This window comes from Paraliobacillus sp. JSM ZJ581, from assembly GCF_044383835.1.
GTDB lineage: Bacteria > Bacillota > Bacilli > Bacillales > Amphibacillaceae > Paraliobacillus.
On record NZ_JBISEP010000028.1, the window covers coordinates 1 to 17,993 of the forward strand.

13 protein-coding genes are annotated in these 17,993 nt (G+C 35.1%); 9 read left to right on the forward strand and 4 right to left on the reverse strand.

Going from position 1 to position 17,993, the window contains the following annotated elements:
• Nucleotides 1-1,239: 1,239 nt before the first annotated feature.
• On the reverse strand, nucleotides 1,240-4,314 hold the full coding sequence (ileS, locus tag ACH6CY_RS13155; RefSeq protein ID WP_483874865.1) for an isoleucine--tRNA ligase: 3,075 nt from the start codon (nucleotides 4,312-4,314) through the stop codon (nucleotides 1,240-1,242).
• 1,008 nt (nucleotides 4,315-5,322) lie between these two features.
• Here ileS and ACH6CY_RS13160 point away from each other — a divergent pair.
• Nucleotides 5,323-5,451, forward strand: a complete 129-nt coding sequence (locus ACH6CY_RS13160; RefSeq protein WP_374067790.1) for a hypothetical protein — start codon at nucleotides 5,323-5,325, stop codon at nucleotides 5,449-5,451.
• Between the two features lie 425 nt (nucleotides 5,452-5,876).
• Here the strand turns inward: ACH6CY_RS13160 and ACH6CY_RS13165 are convergent, their stop codons facing one another.
• On the reverse strand, nucleotides 5,877-6,683 hold the full coding sequence (locus tag ACH6CY_RS13165; protein ID WP_374067791.1) for a MerR family transcriptional regulator: 807 nt from the start codon (nucleotides 6,681-6,683) through the stop codon (nucleotides 5,877-5,879).
• A gap of 58 nt (nucleotides 6,684-6,741) precedes the next feature.
• On the reverse strand, nucleotides 6,742-8,091 hold the full coding sequence (locus ACH6CY_RS13170; RefSeq protein ID WP_374067792.1) for a dihydrolipoyl dehydrogenase family protein: 1,350 nt from the start codon (nucleotides 8,089-8,091) through the stop codon (nucleotides 6,742-6,744).
• Nucleotides 8,092-8,567: 476 nt separating this feature from the next.
• Between ACH6CY_RS13170 and ACH6CY_RS13175 the strand changes: the two genes are divergently transcribed.
• The 3 genes from ACH6CY_RS13175 to ACH6CY_RS13185 all read left to right on the forward strand — a co-directional run bounded on the left by ACH6CY_RS13175 (nucleotide 8,568) and on the right by ACH6CY_RS13185 (nucleotide 11,466).
• Nucleotides 8,568-9,326: a class I SAM-dependent DNA methyltransferase gene (locus ACH6CY_RS13175; RefSeq protein WP_374067824.1), complete on the forward strand. Its 759-nt coding sequence runs from the start codon at nucleotides 8,568-8,570 to the stop codon at nucleotides 9,324-9,326.
• A 616-nt stretch (nucleotides 9,327-9,942) separates the two neighbouring features.
• The gene (locus tag ACH6CY_RS13180; RefSeq protein WP_374067793.1) at nucleotides 9,943-10,887 is read left to right on the forward strand and encodes a helix-turn-helix transcriptional regulator; all 945 of its coding nucleotides are present in this window, start codon (nucleotides 9,943-9,945) and stop codon (nucleotides 10,885-10,887) included.
• Between the two features lie 57 nt (nucleotides 10,888-10,944).
• Nucleotides 10,945-11,466, forward strand: a complete 522-nt coding sequence (locus tag ACH6CY_RS13185; RefSeq protein WP_374067794.1) for a DinB family protein — start codon at nucleotides 10,945-10,947, stop codon at nucleotides 11,464-11,466.
• Between the two features lie 290 nt (nucleotides 11,467-11,756).
• Here ACH6CY_RS13185 and ACH6CY_RS13190 read toward each other — a convergent pair whose 3' ends face one another.
• Nucleotides 11,757-13,337: a bifunctional metallophosphatase/5'-nucleotidase gene (locus tag ACH6CY_RS13190; RefSeq protein ID WP_374067795.1), complete on the reverse strand. Its 1,581-nt coding sequence runs from the start codon at nucleotides 13,335-13,337 to the stop codon at nucleotides 11,757-11,759.
• A gap of 185 nt (nucleotides 13,338-13,522) precedes the next feature.
• Between ACH6CY_RS13190 and ACH6CY_RS13195 the strand changes: the two genes are divergently transcribed.
• The 5 genes from ACH6CY_RS13195 (at nucleotide 13,523) to ACH6CY_RS13215 (ending at nucleotide 17,772) form a co-directional block, all read left to right on the forward strand.
• Nucleotides 13,523-14,599, forward strand: coding sequence for a phosphate/phosphite/phosphonate ABC transporter substrate-binding protein (locus tag ACH6CY_RS13195; RefSeq protein WP_374067796.1), 1,077 nt, complete (start codon nucleotides 13,523-13,525; stop codon nucleotides 14,597-14,599).
• Between the two features lie 110 nt (nucleotides 14,600-14,709).
• Nucleotides 14,710-15,495: a phosphonate ABC transporter ATP-binding protein gene (gene phnC / locus ACH6CY_RS13200; protein ID WP_374067797.1), complete on the forward strand. Its 786-nt coding sequence runs from the start codon at nucleotides 14,710-14,712 to the stop codon at nucleotides 15,493-15,495.
• Nucleotides 15,485-16,300, forward strand: coding sequence for a phosphonate ABC transporter, permease protein PhnE (gene phnE / locus ACH6CY_RS13205; protein WP_374067798.1), 816 nt, complete (start codon nucleotides 15,485-15,487; stop codon nucleotides 16,298-16,300). Before phnC ends, phnE (ACH6CY_RS13205) begins: the two co-directional genes overlap by 11 nt.
• A gap of 12 nt (nucleotides 16,301-16,312) precedes the next feature.
• Nucleotides 16,313-17,125: a phosphonate ABC transporter, permease protein PhnE gene (phnE, locus tag ACH6CY_RS13210; protein WP_374067799.1), complete on the forward strand. Its 813-nt coding sequence runs from the start codon at nucleotides 16,313-16,315 to the stop codon at nucleotides 17,123-17,125.
• A 221-nt stretch (nucleotides 17,126-17,346) separates the two neighbouring features.
• Nucleotides 17,347-17,772, forward strand: coding sequence for an N-acetyltransferase (locus ACH6CY_RS13215; RefSeq protein WP_374067800.1), 426 nt, complete (start codon nucleotides 17,347-17,349; stop codon nucleotides 17,770-17,772).
• Nucleotides 17,773-17,993: the final 221 nt, after the last annotated feature.

Genomic DNA, 17,993 nt, shown 5'->3' on the forward strand with positions numbered 1-17,993 from the left:
TTATAAAGGATTTTTTTATGGGAATATACTAAATACAGAAAATTCTGTATTTAGTATTACACGAAAATATTTTAATGTGACGCTAGTGATTTTATATCTTTAGTCCGTCCAACAGTAACAGCTAGTTAGTTAAATCCTTTTAGAATCAACTGCAAAAAAAGGAAATAGAAATAATTTTGATCAATCTTTATTCAAAGTGAATTCTTTTTACTTTATGTAAAATAGAGGATTCTCAGGCTTTTCTGATCAAACTTTATTTCAAAGCAACATTTTTATCTCCCTGCTGATATCCCTTTCCCTCTGCTAAAAAGTCGGTACCTACTGCTAAATAGTTGGTACATGGAGCGGAAGGAAGAGAGAAGAAAAAAAGAGTGGGAAAACCATGTGTTTTCAATATCGATTCAATAATAATTCAATCGTAAATCAATACAAATTCGGGCTGGATCCAATAGTTATTCAGTCCTTTTTCTAGTGTTCAATATCTGTTGAATCCCTTGTCAGTATTGTGTTCAGACGGTTTTATATCGCTTTCTATACAGTTCGAAAGAACACGGTATAGAAGAAAGCGAGTGAGGATGTAATAGATTTTTTGAGCTCTTTTCTCATGTTTTTCTTATCTCTATTCTCCTAATTCTTCTTTCTATTATGGAAAAACTTAATTAAAATGTCAGAATATTCTATACAACACAGAGTGGAAAAAAGAAGGAGAAAACAGCCGTTTTAGGGAAGAACTTAGTTCCATTGCCTAGTGGCATAAAAGATGGAGTGGAGCGTTGGGAGAGAAGGAGTGGAGGGGGATTTGGGAAAATACCAACTAAGTTACAGGTACATATAGTAGATGACTTGAAATGATAGAAGAAGTTAAAATAAGATATAATAAGGTAATGAGTCCTATTTAGTTGGTTGTACGCAAGTTCAAATTCTAATGTACCATTAATAAACTTAATAACAACTGGAAAATCGATACATAAAATAGTTGATTTTATGTTCGATAATCTTTTTTCGGACAACCCAATTGAAGGCTATGAAAAGTTGGATCAGTTTCAAAGAAAAGTCAATAACTTGGGAGATTTCAGAAAAAATAAAAATGTTGTAAAAATTACCGACAATACAAAAAACTCATTATTGGAAGATCTCGATTTATGAAATAACAACAAGTTATAGAGTGCTTTTTAATAGTACAGATATTTATATGGTGCAAACGAAAAAAACCCTGTAATGATACAGGGGTTGACACTATTAATGAATGTGTAATTTAACCAGATTTCCTTCCACCTTAAAACTTCTCATATCTGGTTTGTTTTCAAAATGAACTGCATTTATAATGAGATTTCTCTGTACCAATTCATCAAATTTAATCAATACTTCTTGAAGCCATGAATCAGCCTGAACATATAAATCTACCCGTAAATCAACTGGAAGATTCAACTCTTTCCGATATGTTTGAACTGCCCGAACAAATTCCCTTACTAATCCTTCTTCTTTTAATTCTTGTGTTAATGTTGTATCTAATAGGATTAAGAAATTACTTCCTTCCAATAACTCATAACCATCTCTTCCCTTTTTCTCAACAAGCACGTCATCCGTTGTAAGAGTTATACTATCACCTGAATTTAATGATAACTTTATTTCTCTCTCATCAATGAATTTTGCTTTTTCTTTTTCATTTAGTTTTTCGATTAAATTTTTAACTCTGCCTACTGATTTGCCTAACTTTGGCCCAACTACTGAGAAATTCAATTTGAAATCAACCTGTAACAAATCTTCATAATCATTTTTAAACTTTACTTCTTTTATATTCATTTCATCTTTTATAATAGACGAATACTTTTGCAACTGAGACAGAGTGATTTCTTCTGTTGGGACTACAAACAATTGAGCTAATGGTTGTTTGGTTTTTATTCCAATTGTATTTCTAAGGGATCTTGTTAGCTCTATTATTTGTAAGATAGCATCCATATCTTTTTCTAATTGTTCATCAATAAGCGTTTCATCTGGTTGAGGGTAATCAGATACATGCACACTATCTTTCACTAAGTTTGAGTATATATCTTCTGTAACAAAAGGTGTATAAGGAGCCATTAGTTGCGTGAGCTTCTTTAAGACATCAAATAAGGTGCTAAATGCTGACCTTTTATCATCAGTCATACCACTGCTCCAAAATCGTTGTCTGGATCGCCTTACATACCAATTACTAAGTTCATCAACAAACGTTGCAATGGCTCTTGCCCCTTTTGTTATATCATAATCATCTACACTTTGGACTACTTCCCCAATAACGGTATTTAATCGAGAAACAATCCATTTATCGAGAGTTGTCTGAGTCCCACCCAAGTCAATATTTGGATTAAACTGATCAATCTCTGCATACATAGAGTAAAAAGAGTAAACATTCAAAAGTGTATCAATGACTTTGGATTTAGCGTGACTAACAGTCTTTTTGGAAAAGCGTTTATTATTCCATGGTGAGCTGTCAGCTAATAACGCCCATCTTAACGAATCAGCACCAAACTCATTAATTAGCTCTGTAGGGTTCAAGGCATTTCCCTTACTTTTTGACATCTTTTGTCCATTTTCATCTAAAATATGTCCTAAAGAAAGTACACGTTTATAAGGTGATTGTCCTGTAAACAGAGTAGAAACCGCTAATAAGCTGTAAAACCATCCTCTTGTTTGGTCAACACCCTCAATAACTACATCAGCAGGAAATTGCTTCTCAAACATATCTTTATTTTCAAATGGATAATGATATTGAGCAAATGGCATGGAGCCACTGTCAAACCAAACATCTATAACTTCGCTTGTTCTAAACATTGTACCGCCACAAGAACAAGTTAGATGTACTTTATCTACGTATGGTTTATGCAACTCTATATCTTTTGGCAATTCTTCTGTAGAAAGCTCCCTTAATTCTTTAACAGAATGCGGGGCTTTTTCTTTACTGCAATCTTGACAAATCCAAACGTTTAGCGGAGTTCCCCAATATCTGTTTCTTCCAATATTCCAGTCTACCATGTTATCCAAAAAGTTTCCAAACCTTCCGTCCTTCATGTGAGAAGGGAACCATTGAACCCCTTGGTTATTTGATTGCATGTTTTCTTTAACTGCTGTTGTCTTAATAAACCAACCCTCCATGGCATAGTAAAGAAGAGGACTGTCGCATCTCCAACAATGGGGATAACTATGTTCATACTTTTGCTTATCGAATAAAAGGTTTTGCTTCGATAGTATTTTAATAATTTCTACGTCACTATCTTTTACAAATTGTCCTGCAAGTGGGGCTACATATTCCTTATAACGACCTTTGGAATCAACAACATTTACATAATCAAATTGATTATCCTGAATTGCCTTGTAATCATCTTCTCCATGGGCAGGTGCTATATGCACAATACCAGTTCCACTTGTATCAGTAACAAAATCTGCACCGAGAACTTTATGTCCATTGGTTACTGTGACATAATTAAAAGGTGGTTCGTAAGAGAGACCAATTAAGTCCTTTCCTTTCATAACTTCCAAAATCTCATAATCTTCCTTCATAACAGTGGAAACCAGAGACTCTGCAAGAACAAATATTTCTGATCCTTGTCTAACTCGTACATAATTCATATCAGGGTTTACAGCAACAGCAACATTACCTGGTAATGTCCATGGTGTCGTTGTCCAACCTAAAAGATATTCTTTTGAAGTTCCCTTTAATTGAAATTTGGCTGTAACGGATAAATCAGTAACATCTTTATATCCTTGTGCAACTTCGTGAGAACTAAGTGAAGTCTCGCAATGTGGACAATAAGGTACAACCCTGTGTCCTTTATATAAATAACCCTTCTCATGTATAGTGGATAGGATATTCCAGACAGACTCAATATACTCGTTGTTTAAGGTTACATAAGCATCTTCCATATCTACCCAATAACCAAGAGCCTCAGTAAATTGTTTCCATTCATTTTCATAGGCAAAGACACTTTCTTTACATTTCTGAATAAAATTCTCTATTCCGTACTCCTCAATTTGATCCTTACCACGAATATTCAATTGTTTTTCAACTTCTAATTCCACAGGTAAGCCATGCGTATCCCACCCCGCTTTTCTTAAAACCTGATAACCAGACATTGTTTTGTACCTCGCTACAAAGTCCTTGATTGTTCTCCCAAGGGCATGACCTGCATGTGGCAAACCATTTGCAGTTGGAGGCCCTTCATAAAAAACATAGGTCTCTCTTCCTTCTCGGTTAGATATGGAACGTTCAAACGTCCCATCCTTTTCCCATTTTTCACGAACCCTTAATTCCCTTTCAACATTGGACTCCTTCAACATTATCACCTCATTATAATAAAAAAACTCGACCCTACATACGTAGAATCGAGTTTATATATAAATATATAATCTTCCTTTAACAAAATAAAAAAACCATAGTAGTGGTTTTTGTCAGTTCATTACACTACGTACTATCATACGTGTCCTGGATATCGGTAGAATGCCGTCAAAGTTTAAATGTCCTTTCAACTTTGCTTCTCGGAGAGGATTTTCATTATGGTCTTAACATTGACTTCCAGCAAATCGTCAACTCTCTGTAGATAAGATTTACATAACTACTCTTTCTCGTCATCAAATTTAATTATTAAATTATCCATAATGATAACTGACAATAATTTATAAGTCAAATAAAATTTTAATATATCGGGTTGTTGTGATTATTAATGTTCATTTATATTCTTAACTTGGTATATTAATACAAAGTTAGAATGAAAATTACTAACATTTATTTTTTATGCCCATTTTTAATTGGGTAAAATATATACAAATAGGTAATTTCAAGTGGCTTTCTATTTTACCCAACAATTTATGTAGTACAATTGGGCTTGGGATTTAATAACTGTAAGTATTTCCCTTGAACACTGTGGTGGATATCCCCCTGCTAAAATCCCTTTCCCTATGCTAAATAGTTGGTACATGGAGCGGAAGAAAGAGAGAAGAAAAAGAATGGGAAAACCATGTGTTATCAATATCGATTCAATATTAATTCAATCGTAAAATCAATACAAATTCTGGCTGGATCCAATAGTGATTCAGTCCTTTTTCTTGTGTTCAATATCTATTCAATCCCTTGTCAGTGGCGTGTTCGGCTGGTTTTCATATTGCTTTCTATACAGTTCGAAAGAACACGGAAGAGAAGTGAGAGTGTGAGGATGTAAGAGGTTTTTTGATCTCTTTTCTCATGTTTTTCTTATCTTTATTCTCTCTATTAAGGACAAACTTAATTACAATGTCGGAATATTCTATATAACCCAGAGTGGAAAAAAGAAGGAGAAAACAGCCGTTTTGGGGAAGAACTTAGTTCCATTGCCTAGTGGCATAAAAGATGGAGTGGAGCGTTGGGAGAGAAGGAGTGGAGGGGGATTTGGGGAAATACCAACTAAGTTACAGGTACATATTTTTGTGTTTGAATAATAAAGTCGTTTAAAATATAAAATAGTTGTTTAAATATTTGAACAAAAAGCACCCGTTTGCTTATAATTAAAATATTAGACTGACATAAAGATTTAAGTCAATAATAAAACACCTTTTTAGGCTGCCATTTCCCTGAATTCAATATGGAGTGGTAGCCTAAATTCTCGTTAATATTCTCTTCATGATAATGATTCATAAATGTATCTATGCGATTTCTAACTTCCTGTAGTGATGATGTATTATATTTAACATACTGCAACTCTTCAGACTTGATATTGAAGTAAAAGGCTCTAATAACAGCATTATCTTAACAGTTCTCACATCTAGATATACTGCTAACTAGATTTATTTCTCCGACTAAACTTCGATTTTCTCCGACTAAACTTCGATTTTCTCGGTGAGTGCTAGACACTAATTCGTCATTCTTAGTTAGTTTGTAATTGAAAAAAAACACTTATATAATGCTTATCAGTATCATCAACCTTATGAGACATTATGAAAAGCTCATATACTGGAGCAATTGTATCTATAATCAAGCTATTTAACTTGCAATAAGCTAATGCTTTTTCAAATATGGCTTCTAAATATTTGCTATTTTCATCGATTGCTCCAACATAATTAAATTTCAATATGTTATTTAAATGAATCACTTTTGTTTCATTACATTCACTGTCCATAATATTTCCACAATAGTATTTATCCTCTATTTTAGAGTTAGTATTAATACGATTATTGAGCTTAATTATTAAAGATGTTCTATTCCATAATTGATCATCAACGTAATTACCGCAAGCATCATAGTCATTGACCACGCCCTCTAAAGAAAAACTCTGTCCCTCGCAAAGATATAATGATATTTGATTTATAAGTTCAAATGTATTTGGTTTTTTTTCGAAAACATCTAGATTTTTATTAAATTCATTTAGGTAGTTTATCTTTCTTTCAAGTTGTTCTTTTTGTTCAATCAGACTTTGGGTATGATTACTTAACTTCTTTAAAATTTGATTATAGTCTTCTGTATAAATGAGTTCTTTTATACTTTGTATTGGCATCTTCATTTCTCTTAATAAAGTTACTATACTAAAAAGGGTAGTGGCATTTAGGTCATAATATCTATATTTTTGTTTTTTTATTGTTGGCGTAACCAATCCCTCTTTATCATAAAAACGTACAGTGTCAGATGTAACGTCATGTAATTTAGCAACGTCTCCAGTACGAAATAACTTATCCACCTATAACACTCCTTTTTAATTAAATCCCCCCTCAAACAAAATGAAGGGGGTTTTATGATTATTCATGTGCATCCTGACTTAAACTTGTTAATACTTCACTATAAGTCGGATAGGGTTGAATCGCCTCTCCTAACTTATAAAAAGGTTGATTAAACAATTTCATTAACTGAATTTGTCCTAACAATTCACCAGCTCTTTCACCTAATATGCTAGCTCCTACGATTTTCCCTTCACAATCACAGATTACTTTTACTAGCCCCTGAGATTTCCCCTCAACAACAGCTCTATCTGATGAAGAATAGCTTGTTTTATAGATTCGAATGTTATCACCGTATTTTTCACTAGCTTCCTTTTCAGTAAATCCGGTTCTAGCAAGTTCTGGGTGTGTGAAAGTTGTCCAAGCATAATCCTTTGTCATAGGTTTACTATCGGTTTGATTAAACATGTGACGTACCGCAGCTCTACCTTGTGCTCCTCCCATATGAGAGAAAAGATATGGACCAACTATGTCACCAACAGCATAAATATTTGGTATGTTCGTTTGCATATGTTCATTGACTATAATACTTTTGTCTGTTTTCTTGATTCCTATCCTTTCTAATTTGATATTTTCAAGGTTTGCCTTTCTTCCTAATGCAACCAACATTTTTTCGGCAACAACAATCTCTTGCTTACCATTTTTCTCAACGGTCAGTTCAATCAGGTTGTTAACTTGTTTAACTTCATTTCCTTTAGCACCAGTAAGTACACTTATTCCTTCACTTCTTAAAATATCAGTTAGCAGTTCTACAATTTCCTTGTCTTCTTTATATAAAATGGACTCAGCCATTTCCACAAGAGTCACTGAAACACCAAGACGTGATAATGCTTGGCTTAACTCTACTCCAATAGCTCCACCACCTAAAACGATAAGACTCTTAGGGAGTTCATTTAGTTCAAAGAAATTCTCATTTGTTAAATAGTCTACTGTATTTATTCCCGGTATGCTAGGAATAAATGCTCGAGAACCCGTACTTATAATAATATTTGTAGCTGTTATGTTTTCACCATTAACTTCTATAGTGTTATTATCCACAAAAGTAGCAAATCCATTTATATATTTAATACCGTGAGCTTGTAAGAGCTCTACACTTTCACCTTCATGAGCTTTTTTTCTTAATTGACGGACTTGATTCATTACATTTTTAGTATCAATTTGCGGTGTTGTGAATTTTTTTGCAGTGTGGATATTATCGGCAATATGTATTAATGCCTTACTTGGAATACAGCCTGTCCAAGTACATTCTCCTCCAGGCTGAAATTTTTCTACTAATAATACATTTTTACCTAGTGAAACCCCCTCTAGTGAAGCATTTAATCCGCCTGCTCCAGCTCCAATAACAATCAAATCATAATCATGTTTAGACACTTAAATCACTCCTCGTTATTTTAATCTCAACTACTATAGGCTGAAAAATAAAGAGCAAATAGTTAATTAATGATTGCAGATATATCTCTCTTTAATATTAGGCTTTAGTAGCACTGACTATTTGAATTATGGAGTATTGAGTAGCTCAAGAGTCAATAGACTTTATTTAAAGGTTCCAATAAAAATAAAGGCAGATTATTTGAATTGTCAACACTAAACGAAACACTTTTTTAAGTGTTTAAGTTTATCAATGGATAGGGTGGCTTTTAATCCAATAGTGATCCAGCCTTTTTCTTTTGCATCTAACACCTTATTTTATCTGTACAACTCAGTGTAGCCTCAGAACCTAATTATAATAAATGCAAAGGCTTTAAATGAGATTTTTTCATAGGAAAAATGAATTCCTTTATCGTGTAAGTTATTGTAAAATTAAAACTAGTTTTATAGGAAGAGGATAGAAGGGAGTGAGAAAGTATATGTTGGGTTATTATAACAATCTTTCTTCAGAGGTATATGATATAGACAAATATATTGGGCTTTCTTTTGGTGATGTGGAGTTTTACAGTGATAGATTGGCCTCGTGTGAAGGGAATGTTCTCGAACCAGGGGTTGGAACTGGACGAATTCTTATTCCGCTTTTAGAAAAAGGAATAAAAGTGGATGGTTTTGATGTATCCAAAGAAATGCTGAAAATTTGTCGTAATAACTGTAAAAATAGAGGGTTAGACCCAAAATTGTTTGAAGGGAGAATGGAGTCATTTTCATTGGATACAAAATATGAGGCGATTATTGTACCAACTGGAACATTTTTGTTGCTACATAAAAGAGAGGATTCTATTAGTACCTTGAAAAATTTCTATAATCATCTTTCCGATGGAGGCAAGCTTATTTTAGACATTTTTTTGCAAACGGATCTAACAGTTGGTAATGTATCGACAAGAACTTGGGAATCTCAAAATGGTGGGATCATCACTTTAGAAAGTAAAATTGTCGAAGTTGACTTTATAAGCCAATATACGATATCGCATAATCGATATGAAAAATGGAATAATGGTCAATTAACACAGTCAGAACTAGAACGTTTTCCACTTCGTTGGTATGGGGTTGAAGAATTTAAAATGATTCTTGAACAAATTGGTTTTAAAGATATAACAATCTCAGCAGATTACAAGCACGGAAACTATCCTACAAATTCAACTCAGACAATCACATTTGAAGCAATTGCTAATAAATAGTTGTACCGTAAAAAGGCGCATTCACTTAATAAGGCGCCTTTTCTTTAGGCATACATGTCAATTGATTCATGTGCTCTAATTGAAATAACCGTGCTTTAGAGTTTACGCAATATCGGCGCAACGATTGGAAGCATGGTTGGTACCTTTTTAATCTTTGACCACCTCTAGTTTAGAAATAGAGTTATCCTTTATGCATAGAAAATAGAAAAAATCGAACTAATTAAAAGAACCAGTGGGATAAAATATAATGGTGAAATAACTGAATGGAAAAACAGTTATTGTTACTGGAGCAAGTAGAGATGTCTGGATTGCAATTTCAAAAGAACGTATTGAGACAAATGCCAATGTGGTGCTTGTAGTAAGAAATAAAGAAGAGCTTGTAGATATAATCGCAGATACTTCGTAGAATTATCCTATGAAAAGAATCAATTAATAAAATATATGATCAGCTTCCTCACATATGTAGCAGGTGGTATATTAATTGTCGGATTACTTTTGAACATTAGTTAATTGATAGACGGTAACTTTGCTAGTTTGCTAGCATCTCAAATTTTTATATTTGGTGTTTTAGCGTCATCTTGTTATCTATTTATAATAAAAGCTTGGAGGAACGATAATGTCTAAATCTCAACGTTTAATTGAATTAATGATGACTGTGAATACGAAGCGTAAATTCACAGCAAGAGAGCTAGCGGAAGCGTTCGGAGTTTCCTATCGTACCATTCTTCGTGATTTAGATGAATTGAGTGCTATCGGTGTTCCTATCTATTCCGAAGTTGGTGCAGATGGTGGTTATTATGTATTAAATGAACGAATGCTTCCCCCTGTTTTTTTAAAAGAATCGGAAGTAGTTGCACTTTATTTTGCTTTCCAATCCCTTCAATTCTTTGACTCCCTTCCATTTAAAACTGAAACTGGCTACGCCTTGAAGAAGTTTTATCAATATTTACCCTCCGATGCCAAACTTCGCATTGACTCAATGAAAGGTCGGATTGTTTTTTGGAATCCAAACCGTGTTCAACCTGCTGATTATCTAGAAACAATATTACATGCAGCTGTTGATCAATTGACACTTTCCATTCACTATGACAGTAAAAATGGTGTAAGGAAGAGGATTATTCAACCAATTGGTCTATATAGTTATAACGGATTTTGGTATTGTCCTGCTTATTGCTTTTTCCGTAAAGGTATTCGCCTGTTTCGTGTAGATCGAATAAAACAAGCGGTAACAACAGATGCTGAAGTGCAGAGCCTTCCCTATCAATCTGTGATGGAATGGATTAAATTATCAGAAGAAGAAGTATTAGATCCGATTACTTTTTCAGTCGAATTATCGAGAGAAGGAGTACGACGAGCCAGGTCAGAGATAGATTTGGATCATCTAATTAAAGAAAGAGAGAATGGAACGGGCTGGATAAAAGCAACAATTCCAAAATCCGAACTGAATTATTTTGTTGATCTCATCTGGATTTTTGGAAGTGAGGCATTAATATTAGAACCTATCGAAGCGATTACATATATGAAACTAAAATTAAAAAACCTTTCAGAGCAGTACAGTTGATTTTTTTTAGAACAGCCTTTGTAATAGTGACAGGATTTGTCATGATTGCATGATAGTATGAAATCAATCATAAATGGAAGGATGAGAGCAATGAACACAGTAGACATTCTAAGAAATCAACTATTGAGTGAATTAGAAATAGGTATTCGGTCGATGGAAGGATTGCTAGGAAAAGTACAAGTGAAGGATTGGGAGTATCAGCCGGCAGATAATATGAGGAGTCTTAAAGATCTTGCTAAACATATCGTGTCCATCCCAGAAGTAGACCTTCATATTTTTCAGGGGAAAGATGGGGACACAGTTAAAAAGATAGAAGAAAAATACGATAGATTAGAATCGGCAGAAGAGATGATAAATGCGATGCATCATGGTTTTAAAGCGTATAAGACTTATATACTATCTTTATCGGAAGAGGATTTATTGCTTAAAAAGACAACACCATTTTACCTTGAAGAAGGTGAAATTCAAGCACATTGGTTCGTTGAAGAAGTTTCACACTTGTTTCATCACCGCGGCCAATTTTTCAACTATTTAAAGCAGCTTGGCTATGATGTTACTATGTTCGATCTTTATGTTTGAGGATGCGCTAGAACATACCTATTAGAAAACAATCAATAAGTTCACACGATGATGTGGAAGCGAAGTGTTAGTTATAACCTAATCAATTAATTGAAAGCCTACTCCTCGAGAGCGGGCTTTCAATGTTTGTAGCGATGCAACTTGTTGTTTATATAAGTCGAACAAGTTAGTAATTAAAAGTTGAATGAAATGGTAGAGTGAAACATCTATACATGATTTTATCCATCTGGTGCAATGACCACCAAAGACTTGTTAAGACCTGTGATTTTATTTTGTGTACATGCGAGTAACTAGCGAGTAACAGTAAAGTTTGTTCTATACTGAGGAACAACAATTGGATGTTTTGTAAAGTAATCGACCAACAGCTCCGTCATATCGGTTTGGATCTGTTTAATTACCGGCTTATCTTTAAACATATCAAAGTTTCCGCCACCACTGGCACGGTAATGATTCATCACTACGTGAAATGTATCGTCTTCTCGGATCAGTTGACCTTGATAGTACAACGATGTAACTCGTTTACCAACCGGTTGACTAATCGATAGTTGATAGTCAATTCCTGACCACATGTCATAATTATACGGTGCTGGCTTTGGATATAAGAAGTCTGGGTTGATCGTTATATTGTTTTCGTCATCTAACTGAAAATAATTGGCCGATAATTCGAGTGCTTGTTTCATCGCTTTACCTGTTAGTTGAAGAACCGTTAACGTATTAGGATAGATGTAGTTGCTGACAATTTCACGCATGGTGACTTCTCCTGAAAACCCAGGAGCTTGGTCGTGAAAGAGGCTAGTTAATGATATATCTACTTGCGCAACGTCTTCCTGAACACTGTTAATGAAAGATATCAATGGATGTGTTGCTAATCGAAGCTGAAATGGATCGGTGACAGACAGGTCTCCTTCCACATAACCAACCGGCTTGTCTAGCCATAGCTCGGTTTGTTTATGGGCTTCACGAGCAACTAGTGAGATAGCTTCAGAAACAGGTGTTTCAACTGTGACAGGAATTAATTCAGCGTGCTTGTGATTAATCGTCCAAGTATTATTTACTTTTGATAAATTTAACGTTACTTTTCCTAAAGCCTCACCGTTTACACCAGGTTGGATGACTGCTTTTTCGGAATGTATTTGTGCGATCTTCCGGTGCTGGTGGCCGGTTAACAGTACATCAATTCCGTCAATTTCAGTTAAGATTCGGTAGCCTTGGTTTTCTCCAGTTAACTTTTCAGTTGGTTCGCCTGTTATTAAATCACGCTCAAACCCACCGTGGTAGCTGACGATTAAAACGTCAACTGCTTCATGCTCACGAATGCCCTTTACCCAATAGTTAGTTGCCTCATATGCGTCAGAAAAATCTATTCCTCTAATATGGTCTGGCTTTTCCCAATTAGGTATGTAATGCGTTGTTATTCCTAGGATTGCAACTTTTATTCCGCTATCGGTTTCTTGGATTACGTAAGGTTTACCGTAAATTGGTTGTTTATTGGACTGGTCTATAACATTAGCTGAAAGCCACGGAAAATGAGAGGAACTGACTGCTTTATCAATCGCTGATCTTCCAAAATTGAACTCATGGTTTCCTACGACACCAGCATCAAAGCCAAGCTGATTCATCGCTTCAATGATCGGATTGGTAGGTAGCGTTGAATGATGATATGAATACATTAATGGGGAACCTTGAATCATATCCCCGTTATCGATTAATAGTGTATCTGCTGATTTTTTTCTTTCTTTTTCAATGATTGTAGCTAATTTTGCTAGTCCGATTGGCTGATTCAATTTACCTCGATAAGTTGTTGGATAGATATGACCGTGAATGTCACTCGTCGCAAGAATGGTTAATGTTTGTGTTTGTTCTTTTGTCATAAAGCATTGCCGCCCCTTCCAGTTTACCTATGTCTTTTTAGTATAAGCACCATTCTTTTTGCTAGGCAAGGTTTTACAATGTTAAGATTTTTTAACCATAAGTTAACAATGTAAAGCACTAATTCCATGCTATACTGCACCTGAAAGTTACTTTCGATCAAACATTCTGTTAGGGGGAATAGAAAATGAAACATAAATTATTGATTTTGTTAGGACTAGTTTTTACGGTGCTAGTAATTGCTGGATGTAGTGATGACAAAAAAGATACAGAATCTGTCACGGATGCTAGTCCGAAAGATGCAAGTGAAGATAGTAAAAATGAAGCAATTGACACCTTAAAGGTATCATTTGTTCCGTCACGTGATCCAGAAGAAATCGTAACGGCAACTGAACCTTTAAAAGGCTTACTAAAAGAGGAATTAGCTGACTTAGGTGTGAATGTGAATCATGTAGAAATTAATGTAGGCACCACTTATGAGGCAGTTGGTGAAGCTTTGTCATCTGGTACAACGGATGTTGGATTAATTCCTGGCGGTACATACGTATTATATGATGATGGTGCTGAAGTTATTTTGACAGCGACACGTGCTGCGTTATCAAATGATTCTGAAAATCCTGTTGATTGGAATGAAAATAAACCAACGGAAGGTTTATCAGATAAGCAAGCAACCTATTATCGTAGCTTAATTATTGCTGGACCGTCTGAAAAAGGACAAGAACTGTCTGAGAAAGTAAATAATGGGGAAGCATTAACATGGGATGATGTGAATAGTGCTCGCTGGTCTGTACAATCAACGTCTTCATCGTCAGGCTATATTTATCCAACCTTATGGCTACAAGAAAATTACGAAAAAAGTATTACTGATTTAGATCAGTCGATTCAATCGAATGGTTACGGTGATACATTTGCAAAATTGGCAGCAGAGCAAGCCGATGTTGTCGTAGTGTATGCTGATGCAAGACGAGATAATGAAGAGAACTGGATCGGTGATTTTGGTCGTGAAGCGTCCATTTGGGAAGAAACGAACGTCATCGGTGTCACACAACCGATTTACAACGATACGGTATCCGTTAGTAAAAACGCAGACGTTATGAGTGATGATTTGAAACAAGCTTTACAAGATGCATTCATCAACATCGCAAAAACAGAAGAAGGAAAAGAAGTTATTAGTATTTATAGCCACGAAGGCTATCAAAAAGCTGAATCTGCCAACTATGATGGGGAACGTGATGCACAAGAGTTCTTACGAAATTTAAAATAAACAATACTATGGATAGTGAACAAAGTGAGGCATCCAATTATTTGAGTGTCTCGCTTTTAACAATCCATCATCAAGAGAACGAACACTCCGGGTGGAAATGAGGGTATCTAATGATTGAGTTTAATAATGTAGAGAAAGTGTATCCAAATGGAACAGAAGCTTTAAAGGAGATTAACCTCCACATTGACAAGGGTGAATTTGTTGCAATTATTGGTTTATCCGGTGCTGGTAAATCTACCTTCATTCGTTGTATTAATCGTATGCACGATATCACTGGCGGGAAGCTACATGTTGATGAGATAAATGTCGGTGCATTAAAAGGAAAAGCCATTCGAAAGTTCAGACGTAAAGTTGGCATGATCTTTCAATCATTTAACTTGGTGAACCGTACGACTGTTTTAAAAAATGTATTAGTAGCATTTGCACCAGATAATCCGTTTTGGCGCACACTAACAGGTATTTATACAAAGGCACAAAAAAGACAAGCACTTGAAGCGCTTGATCAAGTTGGAATTTTAGATAAAGCATACATGCGTGTCAATCAACTATCAGGTGGTCAACAACAACGGGTTGCACTTGCACGTACTTTAGCTCAAGAACCAGATATCATTCTGGCGGATGAACCAATTGCTTCGCTAGATCCAGTAACTTCCAAACGTGTAATGAAAGACTTTGCCCGAATCAATAAAGAGCTTGATATCACCATCGTCATGAATATTCATCATGTTGAAGTTGCACTGGAGTATGCAGATCGAATTATTGGCATTCGCGCTGGAAAAGTCGTCTATGATGGTAAAGCATCAATGGTTGATGAGGGTGTATTAAAGCTAATTTATGAAGGGGATGTGGAGGAGTTAAACTTCGCCAGGGAGGAGAATAAGGATTATGTGGGATAAATTGTTCCGACCTAAAAAAATTGCTCTATCAAATGGTACAGTTGTTCATGAGAGACGTTCGAAAACACCTCTTATTCTTATTGTCCTCGCGTTGGCGCTGTATTACTCAGCTGTTGTTACTAACTTCGATATGGCTCAACTGATTGAGCGGATCCATGAATTTTTTACAATTATTATTAAGATGCTTCAGCCAAATTGGGAATATATTTCAGGTGTTTGGCCAGAATTGATGTCAACGTTAAAAATGTCATTGTTTGGTTCCATGCTCGGTGCTGCAGTTGCTTTGCCACTTGCGGTGCTTGCTTCTGTAAACATTATGAAACAGCGAGTAGTTGTTTCGGTTGTAAAAACATTTTTAAGTTTAGTTCGAACGATGCCAACTTTAGTAACAGCATTGATTGCAACGTATATTTTTCAACTGCCTCAAACAGCTGGAACAGTTGCTATATTCTTATTTACTACCTCTTATGTTGGAAAGTTAATGTATGAAGCGATCGAAAATGTTGATATGGGAAGCTTTGAAGCGATGGAAGCAATGGGCATGAGTAAAATATCAGCCTTTCGCACGGCGATATTCCCTCAAATTCTTCCTAATTACTTATCAACGTCACTTTATAGCTTTGAAGGTAATGTACGCTATGCTGCGATTTTAGGTTATGTAGGTGCTGGCGGGATTGGGCGATTGATTAATGAAACAATTGGTTGGCGTGATTACTCAAGCTTAGGAATGATTATTCTTATGTTAGTAGTAACAGTCTATCTGATTGAGTCAACTAGTGAATATTTTAGAAAGAAACTCGTCTAAGGAGATGTGCTTATGTCAACACTAACCGCAGTAGAAAAACAACTCCAAGCAGAGCCGGAACGTCGAGGATATGCATGGACGATAGCTATTATTCTGTCAGTGTTAATGTTTTGGTCTGTATCCGAACTTAGTTTAGCACTTGATCAACGAGGAATGGTGATCGCTAAAAATATATTTTCAGGCTTACTGAATCCTGACTTGGCTTTTTTATTTGATGTAACAAATCAAGGAGTAATGTACTTATTACTTGAAACACTTGCGATTGCGTTTCTTGGAACAATTATTGGTGCAATTTTAGCTGTTCCACTAGCTTTTTTATCTGCATCAAATATTGTACCTAAACCAGTCAGTGCATTGACACGATTGTTGTTGATTTTTGTAAGAACGATTCCATCATTGGTTTATGGACTAATGTTGATCCGAGTAACTGGTCCTGGACCGTTTGCCGGGGTGTTAACGATTGGTATTACGTCCATTGGTATGTTAGCCAAGCTTTATGTTGATGCGATTGAAGATTTAGACACTAAAGTACTAGAATCTATGACATCGATGGGCTGTACCACATTTGAGAAGATACGGTTTGGTATATTACCACAACTGATGTCAGTATTTCTATCGGTAATGATTTACCGATTCGATATGAACATGCGTGAAGCATCTATTCTAGGTTTAGTAGGTGCGGGTGGTATCGGTGCGCCGTTGATTTTTGCGATGCAAGGCTACCGCTGGCCACAAGTTGGTTCCATCTTGATTGGATTAGTCGCTTTAATTCTTATTATTGAGTTCATTTCTAATAAGTTACGTTCTAAATTAGTGAATGGTTAAAACAAGTTCTGAATATATAGAATAAAAAGCTTAAACGTTTGCTACTATAGTGAACGTTTTTTGTGCTACAATAAGAGTACACACTCGTGGATCAAAGGGTGAGAGGTTAAATGTTAAGAAACAAACTATGAAGAACGGATTATTAAGAAGAATTGGAAAGCGGCTTGGCCCCAAAAAAAATTCATTATAGAGTATAAGTTAATTGGAGAAAGAGGAATTTTATGATAAGAATATATAAAGATACAGATATAGATACGTTGGTTGATATTTGGTACAAAGGATCATTACAAGCACACCATTTTATCAATGAGGCTTATTGGAAAGCGCAAGTGAAAGATATGAGAGAAAAGTACATACCAATGTCAGAAACACACGTCATAACCAATCAATCAAAAATTGTAGGATTTATCTCAATGGTAGACAACTACTTAGCAGCTCTTTTTATTGATACCGCACACCAAAATAACGGGTCTGGGAAAGCGTTGTTGGATTTTATGAAAGAACGAAGAAATGTGATCCAATTGAAAGTATACAAGGAAAATACATCTGCAGTCCGTTTTTATAAGAATAATGGCTTTGTTATAAGAGAAGAATTAACAGATGAGCAAACCAATGAGCAAGAATACTTAATGGAATGGAAGAAATGAACGAACTTTTTTAATGAAGATAAGGTATTTTCATGTTATCAAATGTTGGTTTACTTTTTGTAAGATCTCAATCTGCTTAAAAATTGTATTTTGATTGTCATTTACTTTTACGTCATCTATATAAATATAGATTGAAAATAAGTGCTCAAGCATGGTATAAGTATACAAGAGGCAAAGATATCTTTGCTTTTTATTTTTGTATAATAATAGGATTTTGTTCG